Source organism: Allobosea sp. WAO, from assembly GCF_001509835.1.
Classification (GTDB): domain Bacteria; phylum Pseudomonadota; class Alphaproteobacteria; order Rhizobiales; family Beijerinckiaceae; genus Allobosea.
The window spans coordinates 98,389-113,662 of record NZ_JXTJ01000017.1; the positions used below are offsets into that span (position 1 = coordinate 98,389).

Here is a 15,274-nt window from a genome sequence, read left to right on the forward strand (position 1 = left end):
CACCAAGTTGTCGGTTTAGGCCAAGGGCCGATGGCTGGATGTTCCGGCCTGCCGACAGCGAAAGGAGAAGCCGATGCTGCGCCGTTCGTTCCTGAAAGTCGGTCTTGCCGGCCTTGCTGCTCCCGGCCTGATCCTGCGCGCGCAGGCGACCGAGCAGCCGCGGCCAGGCAGCCCCTTCATCGTCACCTATTTCGACGTGCCCGGGATCAAGGGCTCGCGCGACGTCACCGATGCCGGCGACGGCACGCTCTGGGTCTGCGGCCAGCGCAATGGCACGCTCGGGCGCTTCGACCCGCGTACCAGTCAGATCAAGGTGATCTCGCTCGGCGAGGGCGCAGCGCCGCATGGCGTGGTGCGCGGCCCGGACGGCGCCGCCTGGGTCACCGAAGGTGGCCAGAACGCCATCGCCCGGATCGACGACAAGAGCCATGAGGTCCGGCTCTTCCCGCTGCCGGCAGGCCGCGAGCGTGCCAATCTCAACACCCCGGTCTTCGACAAGAAGGGCATTCTCTGGTTCAGCGGCCAGAACGGCATCATCGGCCGGCTCGATCCCAATTCCGGCAAGATGGAGGTGTTCGACGCCCCGCGCGGCGCCGGTCCCTATGGCATGACCCGCACCCCCTCGGGCGAGATCTGGTTCGCCTCGCTCGCCGGCAACTACATTGCCCGGGTGGATACCGAGACTGCCGCCTTCACCGTGGTCGACCCGCCGACCGAAGGGCAGGGCGCGCGCCGGGTCTGGTCGGATTCGAAGAACCGGATCTGGGTGAGCGAATGGAACTCCGGCCAGGTCTCGTCCTATGATACGGAGAGCGGCAGCTGGAAGGCCTGGAAGCTGCCGGGCGACAAGCCGCGGACCTACTCGGTCTATGTCGACGACGCCGACAAGGTCTGGCTGACCGATTTCGCCGCCAATGCCATCGTCCGCTTCGACCCGCTGACCGAGGGCTTCCACAGCCTGCCGAGCGACCGGGCCGGCGCCAATGTCCGGCAGATGGATGGGCGCTCCGGCGAGGCCTGGGGCGGCGAGAGCGGCACCAACCGGCTGGTCCGCGTCCAGACCGTGAAGCCGGCGTGAGGCTGGGCTCCGCAGTGTTCACTGTTCTGGCGCTGGCCTGTAGCGCCGGCGCCGCGGCCGACGATCTTGAGCGCGGAGAGGCCCTGTTCGCGGGCTGCCGCTCGTGCCATGCGCTCGAGCCGGGCAGGGTCGCCATGGCCGGCCCGACGCTCGATGGGCTTGCCGGCCGGCTTCTCGGTGGAGCCGCCGGCTTCGACTATTCACCGGCCTTCAATGCGATGCGCGAGAAGGGCATGCGCTGGGATGCGGACCGCCTCAAGGGCTATCTCCGCGATCCCGATTCGGTCGTGCCGGGCGGCTGGATGAGCCCGCCCGTCGGCCTCAGCGAGGCTGATCGGGCGGCATTGGCGGCGTTCCTGCTGGATCGCTAAAGCCGCCACTCAGAGCGGCTTTTTGATCCATTTGGCGATGACGCCGAGGATGCCCTCGCGGAACAGCAAGACGCAGAGCACGAAGATCACGCCCTGGATCACCGTGACCCAGGCACCGAGCGTCGCGAGGAAGTTCTGCATGGAGACGATGACGAGGGCGCCGACGATCGGGCCGAAGATCGTTCCGAGCCCGCCGACCAGCGTCATCAGCACGACCTCGCCCGACATCGACCAATGGACGTCGGTCAGTGATGCCAGCTGGAAGACGATCGCCTTGGTCGAGCCGGCGAGCCCGGCCAGCATCGCCGAAAGCACGAAGACGGCGAGCTTGTACTGGTTGGCGCGGTAGCCCAGCGAGATGGCGCGCGGCTCATTGTCCCGGATCGCCTTGCAGACTTGGCCGAAGGGCGAGTGGATGATTCGGTAGAAGGCGAGCAGCCCGCCCATGAAGATCAGCGCCACGACCCAGTACAGGGTGCGGTCGTCGGCGAGGTTGATCATGCCGAAGAGCTTGCCGCGCGGCACCGCCTGGATACCGTCCTCGCCGCCGGTGAAGCGCGGCGTCTGCAGCGAGAAGAAGAACACCATCTGGGCCAGCGCCAGGGTGATCATCGCGAAATAGATGCCCTGCCGGCGGATGGCGAGCGAGCCGAAGACGAGGCCGAGCAGGGCAGCGACGCCGGTGCCCGCCAGGATCGCGAACTCGGGATTGAAGCCCCAATGCTTGGCCGCGTAGGCGCAGACATAGCTCGCCATGCCGAAATAGGCGGCATGGCCGAAGGAGAGCAGGCCGCCATAGCCGAGCAGGAGGTTGAAGGCGAGCGCGAACAGCGCAAAGCACAGCACCTTCATGACGAAGACCGGGTAGGCCACGAAGGGCGCGATCACCAGCGCGATCGCGATGCCGATCATGACGTTGCGGTGCAGGCTCGCCGTGCCGGAGTCGGCTGCGGCATGGGTGACGGAGCCGTCGGCGGGGAGGACGTCAGCCATGAGCGGCTCCTTCGAAACGAAGCGGCAGCGAGGCCGTGATGACGAGGGGCGCGCGCATCAGGCGGCGCGCCCGAACAGGCCGGCCGGCTTCACCAGCAGCACCAGCACCATGATGATGAAGATGACGGTGGCGGAGGCTTCCGGATAGAACACCTTGGTCAGGCCTTCGACCAGACCCAGGCTGAAGCCGGTGACGATGGCACCCATGATCGAGCCCATGCCGCCGATCACCACGACCGCGAAGACGACGATGATCAGGTCGGCGCCCATATTCGGGTTGACCGAGTAGATCGGAGCGGCGAGCACGCCGGCGAAGGCGGCGAGCGCCACGCCGAAGCCGTAGGTCAGCGTCACCAACAGCGGCACGTTGATGCCGAAGGCCTGGGTCAGCGTCGCGTTCTCGGTGGCGGCTCGCAGATAGGCGCCGAGCTTGGTCTTCTCGATCATGAACCAGGTCGCGAGGCAGACTATCAGCGAGGCGACGACCACCCAGGCGCGATAGGTCGGCAGGAACATGAAGCCGAGATTGTAGCCGCCGCGCAGCGCATCGGGGATCTGGTAGGGCAGGCCTGAGGAGCCATAGCTGTTGCGGAACAGGCCCTGGATGATCAGCGCCAGGCCAAAGGTCAGCAACAGCCCGTAGAGATGGTCGAGATGGGCGATCCGCGACAGGAATAAGCGCTCGATGATCACCCCTGTGAAGCCGACGATCACCGGTGCCAGCACCAGCGCTGCCCAGTAGTTCACGCCGAGATAGTTCAGGCACATCCAGGCGACGAAGGCGCCCATCATGTACTGCGCGCCATGGGTGAAGTTGATGATGTTGAGCAGGCCGAAGATCACCGCCAGCCCGAGGCTGAGGATGGCGTAGAACGAGCCGTTGATCAGGCCCAGCAGAAGTTGGCCGAACAGGGCTTGCGGCGGAATGCCAAGTAACTCGAACATGCGGATCTACCGTTCCCGACAACAGCGAATCCGGGGCCGTTCGCGGCCCCGGAGCCTTGGATGATGCGTAGGCTGTCGTCAGCCCCTCACTTCTTGACGAGCGGGCACTCGCTTTCGGAGAGCGGCTTGAAGGCGTCGTCGGCCTTCAGCACCGCGACCTGCTTGTAGTAGTCCCACGGAGCCTTCGATTCAGACGGCTTCTTGACCTCGAACAGATACATGTCGTGCATCTTGCGGCCGTCGGCACGCACCGAGCCCTTGCCGAACAGCGGATCGTCCGTCGGCATTTCCTTCATCTTGGCCATCACCGCGGTCGGGTCCTTGCCCTTCGTCGCCTCGATCGCCTTGAGATAGTGCAGCATGCCCGAATAGACGCCGGCCTGGACCATGGACGGCTTCTTGCCGCCATTGGCCTTGGCGAAGCGCTCCGACCAGGCGCGGGTCCCGTCGTTGTTGTCCCAGTAGAACGCCTCGGTCAGGACGAGGCCCTGCGCCGTCTGCAGGCCGAGCGCATGCACGTCCGTGATGAAGACCAGGAGCCCGGCGAGCTTCTGCCCTGCCGAGGTGATGCCGAACTCGCCCGCCTGCTTGATCGAGTTGATCGTGTCGCCGCCGGCATTGGCGAGGCCGATGACCTTGGCCTTCGAGGCCTGGGCCTGGAGCAGGAAGGAGGAGAAATCGGTGCCCGGGAACGGCGTGCGCACCGCGCCGACGACCTTGCCGCCATTCTTGGTGACGATCGCGCCGGTGTCGCGCTCCAGCGCATGGCCGAAGGCGTAGTCGGCGGTCATGAAGAACCAGCTGTCGCCGCCGGCCTTCACCATGGCGCCGCCCGTGCCCTGGGCCAGCGCATAGGTGTCGTAGGTCCAGTGGATCGTGTTCGGCGAGCAGGCCTTGCCGGTCAGGTCCGAGGAGGCCGCGCCCGAATTGATGTGGATCTTGTTCTTTTCCTTGGTGATCTGGTTGACCGCCAGCGCGACCGAGGAGGTCGGCACGTCGAGGATCGCGTCGACGCCGTCCTGATCATACCACTGCCGGGCGATGGTCGAGCCGACGTCCGGCTTGTTCTGGTGGTCGGCCGAGACGATCTCGACCTTGATGCCCTTTTCCGCCGCCTTGAAGTCCTCGACGGCCATGCGGGCCGCGATCACCGAGCCCTCGCCCGAGAGGTCGGCGTAGAGGCCGGAGCGGTCGTTCATAACGCCGACCTTGACGCTGGTCTGGGCCTGGGCGGCGCCGGCCGCCAGGGCGGCGAGCGCGGTCCCGAGAAGCAATGCTGTAGTCTTCATGCCGTTCCTCCACCTTATGTCTTTGTTCTGGACTGGTTCAGACGCCGAGATAGCCGTGCAGCTTGTCGATATTGGCGTCGAGTTCCTCGTTCGGGATCATGTCGATCACCTTGCCCTGCTCGACGATGTAATGCCGGTCGGCGACGGTCTGGGCGAAGCGGAAGTTCTGCTCGACCAGGACGATGGTGAAGCCCTTCTGCTTCAGCATTCGGATGGTCGCGCCGATCTGGTCGATGATCACCGGGGCGAGGCCCTCGGTCGGCTCGTCGAGCAGCAGGAGGTTGGCGCCGGTGCGCAGGATGCGGCCGATCGCCAGCATCTGCTGTTCGCCGCCGGAGAGTTTGGTGCCCTGGCTGCGCAGCCGCTCCTTGATGTTGGGGAAGAGCTCGAAGATCTGAGCGACCGAGAGCCCGCCCGGCTTGACCTGCGGCGGGAGCATCAGGTTCTCCTCGACCGAGAGGGTCGAGTAGATGCCGCGCTCCTCGGGGACATAGCCGAGGCCGAGCCTGGCGATGGCCCGCGAGGGCAGCGAGATCGTCTCCTGGCCGGCGAAGCTGACCGAGCCCTTGCGCTTGCCGATCACGCCCATGATCGACTTGAGCGTCGTCGTCTTGCCGGCGCCGTTGCGCCCGAGCAGCGTCACCACCTCGCCTTCGCCGACGTCGAGATCGATGCCGTGCAGGACATGGCTCTCGCCATACCAGGCCTCGAGACCGCGCACTTTCAGCAGCGGCTTCGTCCCGGCCTGCGCCTTGCGCTCCAGGGTCGCTTCAATGGCCATGGCCGACTCCCGAGCCGATATAGGCCTCGACCACGCGCGGGTCCTTCGAGACCGTGGCGTAGTCGCCTTCGGCAAGGACCTGGCCGCGGGCGAGCACGGTGATGCGGTCCGACAGCGAGGCCACCACCGAGAGGTTGTGCTCGACCATCAGGATGGTGCGGTTCTTCGAGACCTTGCGGATCAGCGTCGCGATCCGGTCGATGTCCTCGCGGCCCATGCCGGCCATCGGCTCGTCGAGCAGCAGCATTTCCGGATCGAGCGCGAGTGTCGTCGCGATCTCGAGCGCGCGCTTGCGGCCATAGGAGAGCTCGACCGCCGGCAGATCGGCGAAGGCGGAGAGGCCGACAGCCTCGACCAGCGCCAGCGCCTCCTTGTCGAGCGAGCGCAGCACCTCTTCCGAACGCCAGAAGTCGAACGAGTCGCCGCGCTTGCGCTGCAGCGCGATACGGACATTGTTCATCACGCTGAGCTGCGGGAAGACCGCCGAGATCTGGAAGGAGCGCACCAGCCCGAGCCGTGCGATCTCCGCCGGCTTCTGCCGCGTGATGTCGCGCCCGTTATAGACGATCGAGCCGCGTGTCGGGGCGAGAAACTTGGTCAGGAGATTGAAGCAGGTCGTCTTGCCGGCGCCATTCGGGCCGATCAGCGCGTGAATCGTGCCTCGCTTGACGCTTAGGTCTACGCCATTGACTGCTGTGAAGCCGGCGAATTCTTTCGTAAGACCCGACGTCGAGAGAATAATATCCTCAGACATACAACTCACGCATGTCGGTCACCCCGCTCAACCTTGTTTGATCGTTTCCCCTGAGCCGTCATGCTGCACCGCGCATATCACCCATGTCAACGGCGCACATGTGCATGGAAGTCCATCCGGTTGGGCCGAAAAGCCTCGGCCTAGACAAAAGGCGTAAGCTCTTTGAAGGGAGGCGTCATCGTTCTGCGGCTGGCGGCCGGAGGAAGGCGCCTGCGCTGGCTTGCGCCGGAGAGCGAAACATCGCGGACAATACTTGTCCGCTTTGTCTGGCTTGCCTCTCGCGGCGGCAACGAAGGCCTCGCGGGTGCCGGCTTTCCCGTGTTGCGGGCTGCTGGGGGCTCGGCTAGTTCTTGCTGCAGTCCCCGATCAGCTTCCATCCCAGCGACAAAGGCATCACGATGAAGAAGGTCTATCCCGATGCGGCGGCGGCGCTCGCCGGCATCGTCAAGGACGGCATGACCATCATGGCCGGCGGCTTCGGCCTTTGCGGCATTCCCGACAAGCTGATCGAGGCGATCCGCGACTCCGGCGCCAAGAACCTGACCTTCATCTCCAACAATGCCGGCGTCGACGGTGCCGGGCTCGGCATTCTGCTCGAGACCAAGCAGATCAAGAAGATGATCAGTTCTTACGTCGGCGAGAACAAGCTCTTCGCCGAGCAGTATCTCTCCGGCCAGCTCGAGCTCGAGTTCAATCCGCAGGGCACCCTCGCCGAACGCATTCGCGCCGGCGGCGCCGGCATCCCGGCCTTCTTCACCAAGACCGGCGTCGGCACGCTGATCGCCGAAGGCAAGGAGGAGCGCGAGTTCGATGGCGAGCGCTACATCATGGAGCGCGGCCTGTTCGCCGACATCTCGATCGTCCATGCCTGGAAGGGCGATACCGAGGGCAACCTCGTCTATCGGAAGACGGCGCGGAACTTCAATCCGATGATGGCTTCGGCCTCGCGTATGACGATTGCCCAGGTCGAGCATCTCGTCCCGGCGGGCGAGATCGACCCCGACCACATGCACACCCCCGGTATCTTCGTGAAGCGGATCGTCCATCTGGCGAACCCGGTGAAGCGCATCGAGCAGCGCACCGTCCGCAAGCGCGAAACGGCTTGAGAAGGAGATCACCCACATGGCCTGGACCCGTGAACAGATCGCCGCTCGCGCCGCCAAGGAGCTGAAGGACGGCTTCTACGTCAATCTCGGCATCGGCATCCCGACGCTCGTCTCGAACTACATCCCCGACGGCATGAGCGTGCAGCTCCAGTCGGAGAACGGCATGCTCGGCATGGGGCCCTTCCCCTATGAGGGCGAGGAGGATCCGGACCTGATCAACGCCGGCAAGCAGACCATCACCGAACTGCCGACGACGAGCTATTTCTCCTCCTCGGATTCCTTCGGCATGATCCGCGGCGGCCATATCGACCTCTCCATCCTCGGCGCCATGCAGGTCGCGGAGAATGGCGACCTCGCCAACTGGATGATCCCGGGCAAGATGGTGAAGGGCATGGGCGGCGCCATGGACCTCGTCGCCGGCGTCAAGAAGGTCGTCGTTGTGATGGAGCATGTCGCCAAGAACAAGGACGGCTCGGAATCGCCGAAACTGCTCAAGGCCTGCGACCTGCCGCTGACCGGCGCCGGCGTCGTCGACATGGTGATAACCGATCTCGGCGTCTTCACCATCGACGAGAACGGCGGCGGCATGACCCTGATCGAGCTCGCCGACGGCGTTTCGCTCGACGAGATCAAGAGCAAGACCGAGGCACCGTTCAAGGTCGCGCTCTGACGCTGCGCGTCATGGCCGGGTCTGGCCCGGCCATTTCTCCGGCAACGAAGGGCGCGGCTCAGCTGCGCCCTTTCTCCCAGCCCTCTCGCACCAGTTCGGGCACGTCGTGCTCCTCCACCGGGAAGCCGACGCAGAGATAGGCGATCAGCTTCCACCCGGGCGGCGCGTTCGCGATTTGCCGCACCTCTTCGGGATCGAGGATCGAGACCCAACCGACGCCGACGCCATGGGCGCGTGCCGCGAGCCAGAACTGTGTGATTGCGGCGACGGCCGAATAGTCGAGCATTTCCGGCATCGTCCGTCGGCCAAGGCCATGGCCTTGCAGGGTGCCGTGATCGCAGAATACTGCGAACTGAACCGGCGCCTCGCGCAGCCCTTCCAGCTTCAGCCGCGCATAGAGCGCGGCGCGTTCGCCCTCGTAATCGGCGAGCGCCTCGGCATTGCAGCGGGAAAAGCTCGCCTGCACCGCGGCGCGTTTCTCTACCTCGTCGATCCTGAGCCAGCGCCAGGGCTGTGAGTGTCCGACCGAGGGCGAGAGCTCCATCAAGCTGATGAGCTTTTCGAGCAACGGCTCCGGCAGGGCATCCGGGCAAAAGCGCCGGACATCGCGCCGCCAGCTCAAAAGCTCGCCGAGCTTGGCAGTGAATACCTCATCGAAGGCGGGCGCTGGGCTCAAGGCTCGGCTCGTGCCGCAATCGCGTGGAAGAATGAGCCGGTGACGAGATCACGCCGGCTGCCGGCCGGCACCGGGTCAGAGCCGTGGGGATCGCTGACCACTGCGAGCGGCGGATCCTCGCCTTGCGAGACGATGCTGGCATAGTGGAATTCATGCCCGCTCAGCCGGCTGCCGGCCGGGCCGAGCGGGCAATCGGCCTCCAGCACGGCATTGCGATAGCCGAGATTCATCTTGCGCCTGGCAAAACTGGTCTCGACCGAGAGCAGCCCGGCCATGGTGTGCCTGATGCCGTCGGCGTCGGTCAGGCTCTTACCCAGCACCATGTAGCCGCCGCACTCGCCATGGACCGGGCGCGTGTGCGCAAAAGCGCGCAGGCCGTCGAGGAAGCGCGCGGCCGAAGCGATCCGTCCGGTATGCAGTTCGGGATAGCCGCCGGGCAGCCAGCAGGCGTGGCAAGCCTCCGGAGGCGCTTCGTCGGCGAGCGGCGAGAAGGGGACGAGCTCGGCGCCCTGCGCCCGCCAGCCGGCTTCGACGTGTGGGTAGACGAAGCTGAAGGCGGCGTCGCGCGCTATGGCGATCCGCTTTCCCGGCGCGGGCAGGGCCGGCCTCGCCGTTTCGGCGGCAGGCAAAGTCGTCACACCGGCAGCTGCGACGACCGCGTCGAGATCGACCGCGGCCGCGACCGCGTCGGCCAGGGCGTCGAGCCTTGCATGCAGGTCCTCGGTCTCGCCGGCCTGCACCAGACCGAGATGGCGCTCGGGCAGGATCAGGCTGGCCTCGCGCGGCAGGGCGCCGAAGACCGGCAGGCCGATCCGTTCCATGCCGGCGGCGGCGAGCCGGCGATGGCGCTCGCTCGCGACCTTGTTGAGGATGACGCCGGCAATCCTGATGCGCGGATCATAGAGCTTGCAGCCGAGCGCGACGGCGCCGGCCGATTGCGCCTGCCCGGAGACGTCGACGACGAGAACGACCGGCCAGCCGAGCAGGGCGGCGATGTCGGCGCTGGCGCCGGTATGACCTTCCCGGCCGGGAACGCCGTCGAACAGCCCCATCGAGCCTTCGGCGACGATGACGTCCGCAGCCTCCGCCGCCGCGCCGGCGATGCCGGAAAGCAGGACGTCGGGCATCGCATAGCTGTCGAGATTGGCGCTGGGCGCGCCTGTCGCAGCGGCATGGAAGGCAGGGTCAATGTAGTCCGGCCCGCATTTCAGGCCGCGCACGGAGAGCCCGCGGCGGACGAGCGCCCTTTGCAGGCCGAGCGTGATGGTGGTCTTGCCGGAGCCGGAGCGCGGCGCGGCGACGAGCAGGCCCTTGGCCGTCATGCCTGGCCTCCACTCGGCCGGAAGCGGCGGTCATAACCGGCGGAGTAGAGCGCGCTTTCGCCAAAGTCCTCGGCGCCGAGGGCCGGGCCGACCAGGATCAGCGCCGTGCGCTCCAGAGCGGCGGCGCGCACTTGCGCCACGATGTCCGCAAGCGTGCCGCGCAGCACGCGCTCATCCGGCCATGAAGCGCGGAAGACCACGGCGACCGGGCAGTCTTCGCCGTAGAAGGGTGCAAGCTCGGCCGCGACCTGCTCGATGACATGGATCGAGAGATGGACGGCGAGCGTCGCGCCCGAGGCGGCGAAGGTGGCGAGCTTCTCCTTCTCCGGCATGGCCGAGGCGCGGCCGGACGTCCGGGTCAGCACCAGCGATTGCGCCAGCCCGGGCAAGGTCAGCTCGCGCTTCAGCGCGGCTGCGGCTGCGGCGAAGGCCGGCACGCCCGGCGTGATCTCATAGGGGATGCCGAGCGCTTCCAGCCGGCGCATCTGTTCGCCGACGGCGCTCCAGATTGAGATGTCGCCGGAGTGCAGGCGGGCGACGTCCTTGCCTTCGGCATGCGCCGCCTCGATCTCCGCGATGATCGCGTCGAGATCGAGCGGGGCGGTGTCGACGATGCGCGCTCCCGGTGGGCACCAGCCCAGCATTGCCTGCGGGATCAGCGAGCCCGCATAGAGGCAGACCGGGCAGGACGCGATCAGGTCGCGTCCGCGCAAGGTGATCAGGTCGGCGGCGCCGGGGCCGGCGCCGATGAAATGCACGGTCATCAGGGGTTCTCGTCCGCTTCTGCGCCGCGGGCGAGCGCGCAGGTGACGCGGCCGGTCGCGATCCGCGGCTGCACCAGGACGGCGCCCGGCCCGGCCGCGGCGAGCGCTGCAGCTTCCGCGACCGAGCCGACGCCGTAGAGTCCGGCTATGCGGCTCGAGCGCGTCGCGCAGGCGGCTTCGAAACCGGCGAGCGCTTCATCTGGGATCGCGACGAGTTCGACATCATGCGTGCGGGCGACGGCCGCGAGGCCGGGCTCGCCGAAGCGCGAGGCGAGGGTCGCGAGCCGGGCAAGCCGCTCGCTGCCGAAGCCGGCCGCGGCCAGTGCCTGCGTCAGGCAGGCCAGGATCTCGGCTTCCGGGGTGCCGGGGCGCAGGCCGATGCCGGCGGTGATGCCGCCGTTCAAGGCTTCACCACCCGCCATTGCGTCACCGGCATCGCGGGGCGCCAGCCATGCATCGTTCCGACGGGATCGAGATGCGCGATGCCGATGCGGCGCAGATTGCCGCCATGCTGCGCGAAGAGTTCTGCGAGCCGGGCTTCGCCTTCGAGGGTCACGGCATTTGCGACCAGACGGCCTCGCGGCTTCAGCGCCGCGAAGGCCGCTTCGAACAGGCCGAGCTCGGTGATCCCGCCGCCGATGAAGACCGCATCCGGAGAAATCTTGCCGGCAAAGCTACCGGGAGCCTTGCCTTCGACGATCTCGATCGGCGGAGCGCCTAGCGCCAGCCGGTTGCGGCCGATGCGTGCCGCCCGCTCCGGCTGTTCCTCGAAGGCGATAGCGCGGTTGTGGCGATGGCGCAGGCACCATTCGATGCCGATCGAGCCTGAACCGGCGCCGACATCCCAGAGCAGCTCGCCGGCGCGGGGTGCGAGCGCCGAGAGTGTGATCGCGCGGATGTCGGCCTTGGTCAGCTGGCCGTCATTCTCGAACCATTCGTCGGCCAGCCCGTTGGCCAGGGGCAGGATTTGGGCATCGTCGGCGGCGACGACGCTGACCGCCAGCATGTTGAGCGGCACGATCCCGTCGAACGCGAAATCCTGCGCGCGGGTCTCGCGAATGCGCTCCTTCGGGCCGCCCAGCGCTTCCAGCACCGTCAGCGAACTCGCGCCGAGGCCGCGTTCCGACAGAAGCGCAGCGACCGCGGCCGGGGTCGATTCATCCCAGGAGAGTGCCAGGATGCGCGCGCCCGGCTGCAGCAGCGGGATGATGCGTTGCAGAGCCCGCCCGTGCAGGGAGACAAGCGCACATTCCTCCTGCGGCCAGCGCATCCGCGTGCAAGCCATCGAAAACGCTGACAATTGCGGGATAACCCGCATTTCCTCCGGGGCGAGCGCCTTGGTCAGCCCGGCGCCGATGCCGTAATGGAAAGGGTCGCTGGTCGCCAGCACGCAGACCGCGCGGCCGCGCTCCGCCAGGATCGCCGGCAGCGCATTCCGGAAGGGTTGGGGCCATGCTCTGGCCTCTCCGGGCACGTCGCCGATCAGTTTGAGATGGCGCTCTCCACCGAAGACTATCTCCGCTTGCTTCAGGGCGGCGAGCGCATCGGCACATAGCCCGGAAGGGCCATCCTCGCCGAGTCCGACCAGGGAGAGCCATGGGCCGGCCGGTCCCGTGCTCGACAGTTCACCGGTTTCGCGCGAAAACTGATTCATGACGGTCCTCATCCTAGGCGGCACGAGCGAAGCGGCTGCACTTGATCAGCTTCTGGCTGAGCAGGTCCCCGAAATCCGTGCCGTGATCTCCCTGGCCGGCCACACTTCCGACCCCAGGCCGCTTTCGCTGCCGAGCCGCATCGGCGGCTTCGGGGGCATTGCCGGCCTGCGTGAATATCTCGTCGATGAAGGCGTCGTCGCGGTCATCGATGCGACTCACCCCTTCGCCGCCATCATGCCCTACCACGCCGAAGCCGCCTGCAAGGCCGAGGGCGTGCCGCTGCTGGCGATCCGGCGCGAAAGCTGGCGGCCTCAGGCCGGCGATCGCTGGCGCAGCGTGCCCGACATCGGGGCCGCCGTCGAGGCGCTGGGCGCGGAGCCGCAGCGCGTCTTCCTGACCATCGGCCGGCTCGAGCTGCCGCAATTCTTTGCCGCCCCGCAGCATCGCTATCTGATCCGGGTGATCGAGCCGGTTGGCGAGCTGCCCTTGCCGCATGCCAAGGTCCTGCAGCAGCGCGGCCCCTTCGAGGCCGAGGCCGAGGAGAGGCTGATGCATCGGGAGGGCACGCAGATCCTGGTCAGCAAGAATGCCGGCGGCCCGATGACACTCGGCAAGCTCGTCGCGGCGCGCAGGCTCGGCCTGCCCGTCGTCATGATCGAGCGGCCGCCCAAGCCCGATGTCGAATACGTCACCCATATCGATCAGGTTCTGCCCTGGCTGGTGGCGCAGGGGCTCTTCGTCACCGAACGCGGCGTATAGACGAACGGCGCCTTTCCCTGGCGTGCGATCAGCCGCGTTGTGCTCGCCCCGATCATCACCAGCGTCGCCATGTCGGCCGAGCCGGCAGCCGCATGGGCTTCGGTCAGGGTCAGGATGCGCAGCGCCTCGTCGGCCCGCCCGATGGCGCGCGCGAACAGCACCGGCGTTTCCGGCGGCCGCGCGGAGAGAGCGAGTTCCAGTGCCTTGCCGAGCTGCCAGGGGCGCGCCTTCGAGATCGGATTGTAGAGGCAGATCACCAGATCGGCGCGCAGCACCGCCTCCAGCCGGGCGGTGACGACCTCCCAGGGCTTCAAATTGTCGGACAGCGAGATCGCGCAGAAATCGCCGCCGAGCGGGGCGCCGGCCGCCGCCGCCGCCGCCAGCATCGCGGTGATGCCGGGCTCGACGCTGATCGCGAGCTCACGCCAGCCGGGCTCTCCAGCCTCGACGGCCTCGAATACGGCCGCCGCCATGGCGAAGACGCCGGGATCGCCGCCGGAGACCACCGCGACGCGCTTACCCGCAGCGGCCAGTTCCAGCGCGTGCCGCGCCCGGTCGATCTCGACGCGGTTGTCGCTGGCATGCTTGCTCTGGCCGGTCCGAGCGGGGATGCGGTCGAGATAGGGGCCGTAGCCGATGAGATCGCTGGCCTGATCGAGCGCCGCCTGCGCCGCCGGTGTCAGATAACGCGCTTCCCCGGGCCCAAGGCCGACGACGGTGAGCGAGCCGCTCACAGCCGCCGCCCTTCGCCGGGCACCAGGATCATCGAGAAGTAAGGCGCCTCGTCATCGGGCTTCTCGGCCAGCCGCACCACGCGCTGGTCGGCCATGGTGGCGCGCTCGACATAGATGGCGCGGTTGATCAGCCCGGACGCCTTCAGGGCACGCCGGACCTTCGGCAGGTTGCGGCCGAGCTTCATGATCACCGCCGCATCGGTGTCGACGAGGCGGCGCGTCAGCTCGCCCTCGGCGAGCGTGCCCGGCAGCACGGTCATTACGTCGTCGCCCCAGGTGATCGGAGCGGCTGCGCGCGCCCAGGCGCCGGCCATGCCGGTGACGCCCGGCACCACCTCGGTCGGGAAGCGCTGGGCGAGGCGCCGCCAGAGATGCATGAAGGAGCCGTAGAAGAACGGATCGCCGTCGCAGAGCACCGCGATGGTGCGGCCGGCCTGCATCTCGTTCGCGAGCCTTTCGGCGGCGGCGTCGTAGAAGGCGGCGATCGGGCCGCTATAGCCTTCATCCTCGACCGGCACCTCGGTCGTCACCGGGAAGGCGAGCTCGATCTCGCGGGCGGCGTCGGGCGCGATGATCGCATCCGCCGTGACGCGGGCATTGCCGCGCCGGCCGCGCTTGCAGAAATGCACGAGACGGTCGGCCTTCAGGATGATGTCCCGGGCGCGCACGGTCATGTAGTCGGGGTCGCCCGGGCCGAGGCCGACGCCGAAAAGCAGGGTGCGGGGGGCTTGTTCGCTCACCCTCTCACTCCTTCACTTGCGCCAGCGCATTGACCGCCGCCGCCGCCATCGCCGAGCCGCCGCGCCGGCCATGCACCACGAGGAAAGGCACGCGCCCGTCCAGCGCCAGCGCCTCCTTCGATTCCGCCGCGCCGACGAAGCCGACGGGGATGCCGATCACGGCTGCCGGCTTCGGCGCGCCGGCATCGAGCATGTCGAGCAGGCGGAAGAGGGAAGTCGGTGCGTTGCCGATCACGACGATGCTGCCCTCCAGATGCGGCCGCCACAGCTCCATAGCCGCCGCCGAGCGGGTCGTGCCCATCTCCTCAGCCAGCTTCGCCACGGCGGGATCGGCGAGCGTGCAGATCACCTCATTCCCCGCGGGAAGGCGGGCGCGGGTGACGCCGTCGGCGACCATGCGGGCATCGCAAAGGATCGGCGCGCCCTTGGCCAGGGCGGCTTCTGCGGTCGCCGCGAAATCCGGCGACATCGCCACGTCCTTCGGCAGGTCGGTCATGCCGCAGGCATGGATCATCCGCACGACGACGCGTTCGGCCGTGCCGGAAAAGCCGGACAGGTCGGATTCGGCCCTGATGATGGCGAAGGAGCGCTCGTAGATCGCGGCTCCGTCGCGGAGATAGGCGTGACGCGTATTCAA

18 protein-coding genes are annotated in these 15,274 nt (G+C 67.4%); 5 read left to right on the forward strand and 13 right to left on the reverse strand.

The features are described from left to right. Nucleotides 1-73: 73 nt before the first annotated feature. On the forward strand, nt 74-1,078 hold the full coding sequence (locus tag DK26_RS25370; protein WP_066478806.1) for a lyase: 1,005 nt from the start codon (nt 74-76) through the stop codon (nt 1,076-1,078). Continuing rightward, nucleotides 1,075-1,449 carry a c-type cytochrome gene (locus DK26_RS25375; protein WP_184231735.1) on the forward strand — a complete coding sequence of 125 codons (375 nt, stop codon included), beginning with the start codon at nt 1,075-1,077 and terminating at the stop codon, nt 1,447-1,449. Before DK26_RS25370 ends, DK26_RS25375 begins: the two co-directional genes overlap by 4 nt. Nucleotides 1,450-1,458: 9 nt before the next feature. Here DK26_RS25375 and DK26_RS25380 read toward each other — a convergent pair whose 3' ends face one another. The 5 genes from DK26_RS25380 to DK26_RS25400 form a co-directional block, all read right to left on the reverse strand. Further along, entirely contained in the window at nt 1,459-2,361 is a 903-nt protein-coding gene (locus DK26_RS25380) for a branched-chain amino acid ABC transporter permease (RefSeq protein ID WP_248310107.1), read from the reverse strand. 138 nt (nt 2,362-2,499) lie between these two features. Beyond that, entirely contained in the window at nt 2,500-3,387 is an 888-nt protein-coding gene (locus DK26_RS25385; RefSeq protein ID WP_066478813.1) for a branched-chain amino acid ABC transporter permease, read from the reverse strand. An 86-nt stretch (nt 3,388-3,473) separates the two neighbouring features. After that, nucleotides 3,474-4,676 carry an ABC transporter substrate-binding protein gene (locus DK26_RS25390; protein WP_066478815.1) on the reverse strand — a complete coding sequence of 401 codons (1,203 nt, stop codon included), beginning with the start codon at nt 4,674-4,676 and terminating at the stop codon, nt 3,474-3,476. Between the two features lie 37 nt (nt 4,677-4,713). After that, the gene (locus tag DK26_RS25395) at nt 4,714-5,457 is read right to left on the reverse strand and encodes an ABC transporter ATP-binding protein (RefSeq protein ID WP_066478816.1); all 744 of its coding nucleotides are present in this window, start codon (nt 5,455-5,457) and stop codon (nt 4,714-4,716) included. After that, nucleotides 5,447-6,211, reverse strand: a complete 765-nt coding sequence (locus DK26_RS25400; protein WP_066478818.1) for an ABC transporter ATP-binding protein — start codon at nt 6,209-6,211, stop codon at nt 5,447-5,449. The genes DK26_RS25395 and DK26_RS25400 overlap by 11 nt, the downstream gene beginning before the upstream one ends. 398 nt (nt 6,212-6,609) lie before the next feature. On the opposite strand from DK26_RS25400, the gene DK26_RS25405 reads away from it, so the two are divergent. Together DK26_RS25405 and DK26_RS25410 are read left to right on the forward strand one after the other, a co-directional pair. After that, nucleotides 6,610-7,317, forward strand: a complete 708-nt coding sequence (locus tag DK26_RS25405; protein ID WP_066479054.1) for a CoA transferase subunit A — start codon at nt 6,610-6,612, stop codon at nt 7,315-7,317. A gap of 16 nt (nt 7,318-7,333) precedes the next feature. Next, nucleotides 7,334-7,987: a CoA transferase subunit B gene (locus DK26_RS25410; RefSeq protein WP_066478820.1), complete on the forward strand. Its 654-nt coding sequence runs from the start codon at nt 7,334-7,336 to the stop codon at nt 7,985-7,987. 58 nt (nt 7,988-8,045) lie between these two features. On the opposite strand, the gene bluB is transcribed toward DK26_RS25410, so the two are convergent. The 5 genes from bluB to DK26_RS25435 are packed head-to-tail and all read right to left on the reverse strand — an operon-like array spanning nt 8,046 to nt 12,403. After that, nucleotides 8,046-8,663: a 5,6-dimethylbenzimidazole synthase gene (gene bluB / locus DK26_RS25415; protein WP_066478823.1), complete on the reverse strand. Its 618-nt coding sequence runs from the start codon at nt 8,661-8,663 to the stop codon at nt 8,046-8,048. After that, nucleotides 8,660-9,985, reverse strand: coding sequence for a cobyrinate a,c-diamide synthase (locus tag DK26_RS25420; protein WP_066478825.1), 1,326 nt, complete (start codon nt 9,983-9,985; stop codon nt 8,660-8,662). Before DK26_RS25420 ends, bluB begins: the two co-directional genes overlap by 4 nt. Further along, nucleotides 9,982-10,749, reverse strand: a complete 768-nt coding sequence (cobM, locus tag DK26_RS25425; RefSeq protein ID WP_066478827.1) for a precorrin-4 C(11)-methyltransferase — start codon at nt 10,747-10,749, stop codon at nt 9,982-9,984. The genes DK26_RS25420 and cobM overlap by 4 nt, the downstream gene beginning before the upstream one ends. Continuing rightward, nucleotides 10,749-11,171 (reverse strand): cobalamin biosynthesis protein, encoded by a 423-nt coding sequence (locus DK26_RS25430; protein ID WP_066478828.1) that lies wholly within the window; start codon nt 11,169-11,171, stop codon nt 10,749-10,751. The genes cobM and DK26_RS25430 overlap by 1 nt, the downstream gene beginning before the upstream one ends. After that, nucleotides 11,150-12,403, reverse strand: coding sequence for a bifunctional cobalt-precorrin-7 (C(5))-methyltransferase/cobalt-precorrin-6B (C(15))-methyltransferase (locus DK26_RS25435; protein ID WP_066478829.1), 1,254 nt, complete (start codon nt 12,401-12,403; stop codon nt 11,150-11,152). The genes DK26_RS25430 and DK26_RS25435 overlap by 22 nt, the downstream gene beginning before the upstream one ends. Between DK26_RS25435 and DK26_RS25440 the strand changes: the two genes are divergently transcribed. Further along, complete coding sequence (locus DK26_RS25440; protein ID WP_066478830.1) at nt 12,402-13,163, forward strand: cobalt-precorrin-6A reductase; 762 nt, start codon at nt 12,402-12,404, stop codon at nt 13,161-13,163. The two genes, DK26_RS25435 and DK26_RS25440, sit on opposite strands and share 2 nt — an antisense overlap. Here the strand turns inward: DK26_RS25440 and cobJ are convergent. The 3 genes from cobJ to DK26_RS25455 are packed head-to-tail and all read right to left on the reverse strand — an operon-like array spanning nt 13,106 to nt 15,274. Continuing rightward, a complete protein-coding gene (gene cobJ / locus DK26_RS25445; RefSeq protein ID WP_066478831.1) occupies nt 13,106-13,897 on the reverse strand; it encodes a precorrin-3B C(17)-methyltransferase in 792 nt (263 codons plus the stop codon). The genes DK26_RS25440 and cobJ overlap by 58 nt on opposite strands. Continuing rightward, on the reverse strand, nt 13,894-14,637 hold the full coding sequence (locus DK26_RS25450) for a precorrin-2 C(20)-methyltransferase (protein ID WP_066478833.1): 744 nt from the start codon (nt 14,635-14,637) through the stop codon (nt 13,894-13,896). The genes cobJ and DK26_RS25450 overlap by 4 nt, the downstream gene beginning before the upstream one ends. Before the next feature lie 4 nt (nt 14,638-14,641). After that, nucleotides 14,642-15,274: a precorrin-8X methylmutase gene (locus tag DK26_RS25455; protein ID WP_066478837.1), complete on the reverse strand. Its 633-nt coding sequence runs from the start codon at nt 15,272-15,274 to the stop codon at nt 14,642-14,644.

Coding starts and splice junctions, on each gene's coding strand:
- DK26_RS25395 (WP_066478816.1), bottom strand. CDS start 5,457: ATGGCCATTGAAGCGACCCTGGAGCGCAAGGCGCAGGCCGGGACGAAG.
- DK26_RS25410 (WP_066478820.1), top strand. CDS start 7,334: ATGGCCTGGACCCGTGAACAGATCGCCGCTCGCGCCGCCAAGGAGCTG.
- DK26_RS25405 (WP_066479054.1), top strand. CDS start 6,610: ATGAAGAAGGTCTATCCCGATGCGGCGGCGGCGCTCGCCGGCATCGTC.
- DK26_RS25385 (WP_066478813.1), bottom strand. CDS start 3,387: ATGTTCGAGTTACTTGGCATTCCGCCGCAAGCCCTGTTCGGCCAACTT.
- DK26_RS25370 (WP_066478806.1), top strand. CDS start 74: ATGCTGCGCCGTTCGTTCCTGAAAGTCGGTCTTGCCGGCCTTGCTGCT.
- DK26_RS25440 (WP_066478830.1), top strand. CDS start 12,402: ATGACGGTCCTCATCCTAGGCGGCACGAGCGAAGCGGCTGCACTTGAT.
- DK26_RS25420 (WP_066478825.1), bottom strand. CDS start 9,985: ATGACGGCCAAGGGCCTGCTCGTCGCCGCGCCGCGCTCCGGCTCCGGC.
- DK26_RS25400 (WP_066478818.1), bottom strand. CDS start 6,211: ATGTCTGAGGATATTATTCTCTCGACGTCGGGTCTTACGAAAGAATTC.
- DK26_RS25435 (WP_066478829.1), bottom strand. CDS start 12,403: ATGAATCAGTTTTCGCGCGAAACCGGTGAACTGTCGAGCACGGGACCG.
- DK26_RS25390 (WP_066478815.1), bottom strand. CDS start 4,676: ATGAAGACTACAGCATTGCTTCTCGGGACCGCGCTCGCCGCCCTGGCG.
- cobM (WP_066478827.1), bottom strand. CDS start 10,749: ATGACCGTGCATTTCATCGGCGCCGGCCCCGGCGCCGCCGACCTGATC.
- DK26_RS25430 (WP_066478828.1), bottom strand. CDS start 11,171: ATGGCGGGTGGTGAAGCCTTGAACGGCGGCATCACCGCCGGCATCGGC.
- DK26_RS25380 (WP_248310107.1), bottom strand. CDS start 2,361: ATGATCGGCATCGCGATCGCGCTGGTGATCGCGCCCTTCGTGGCCTAC.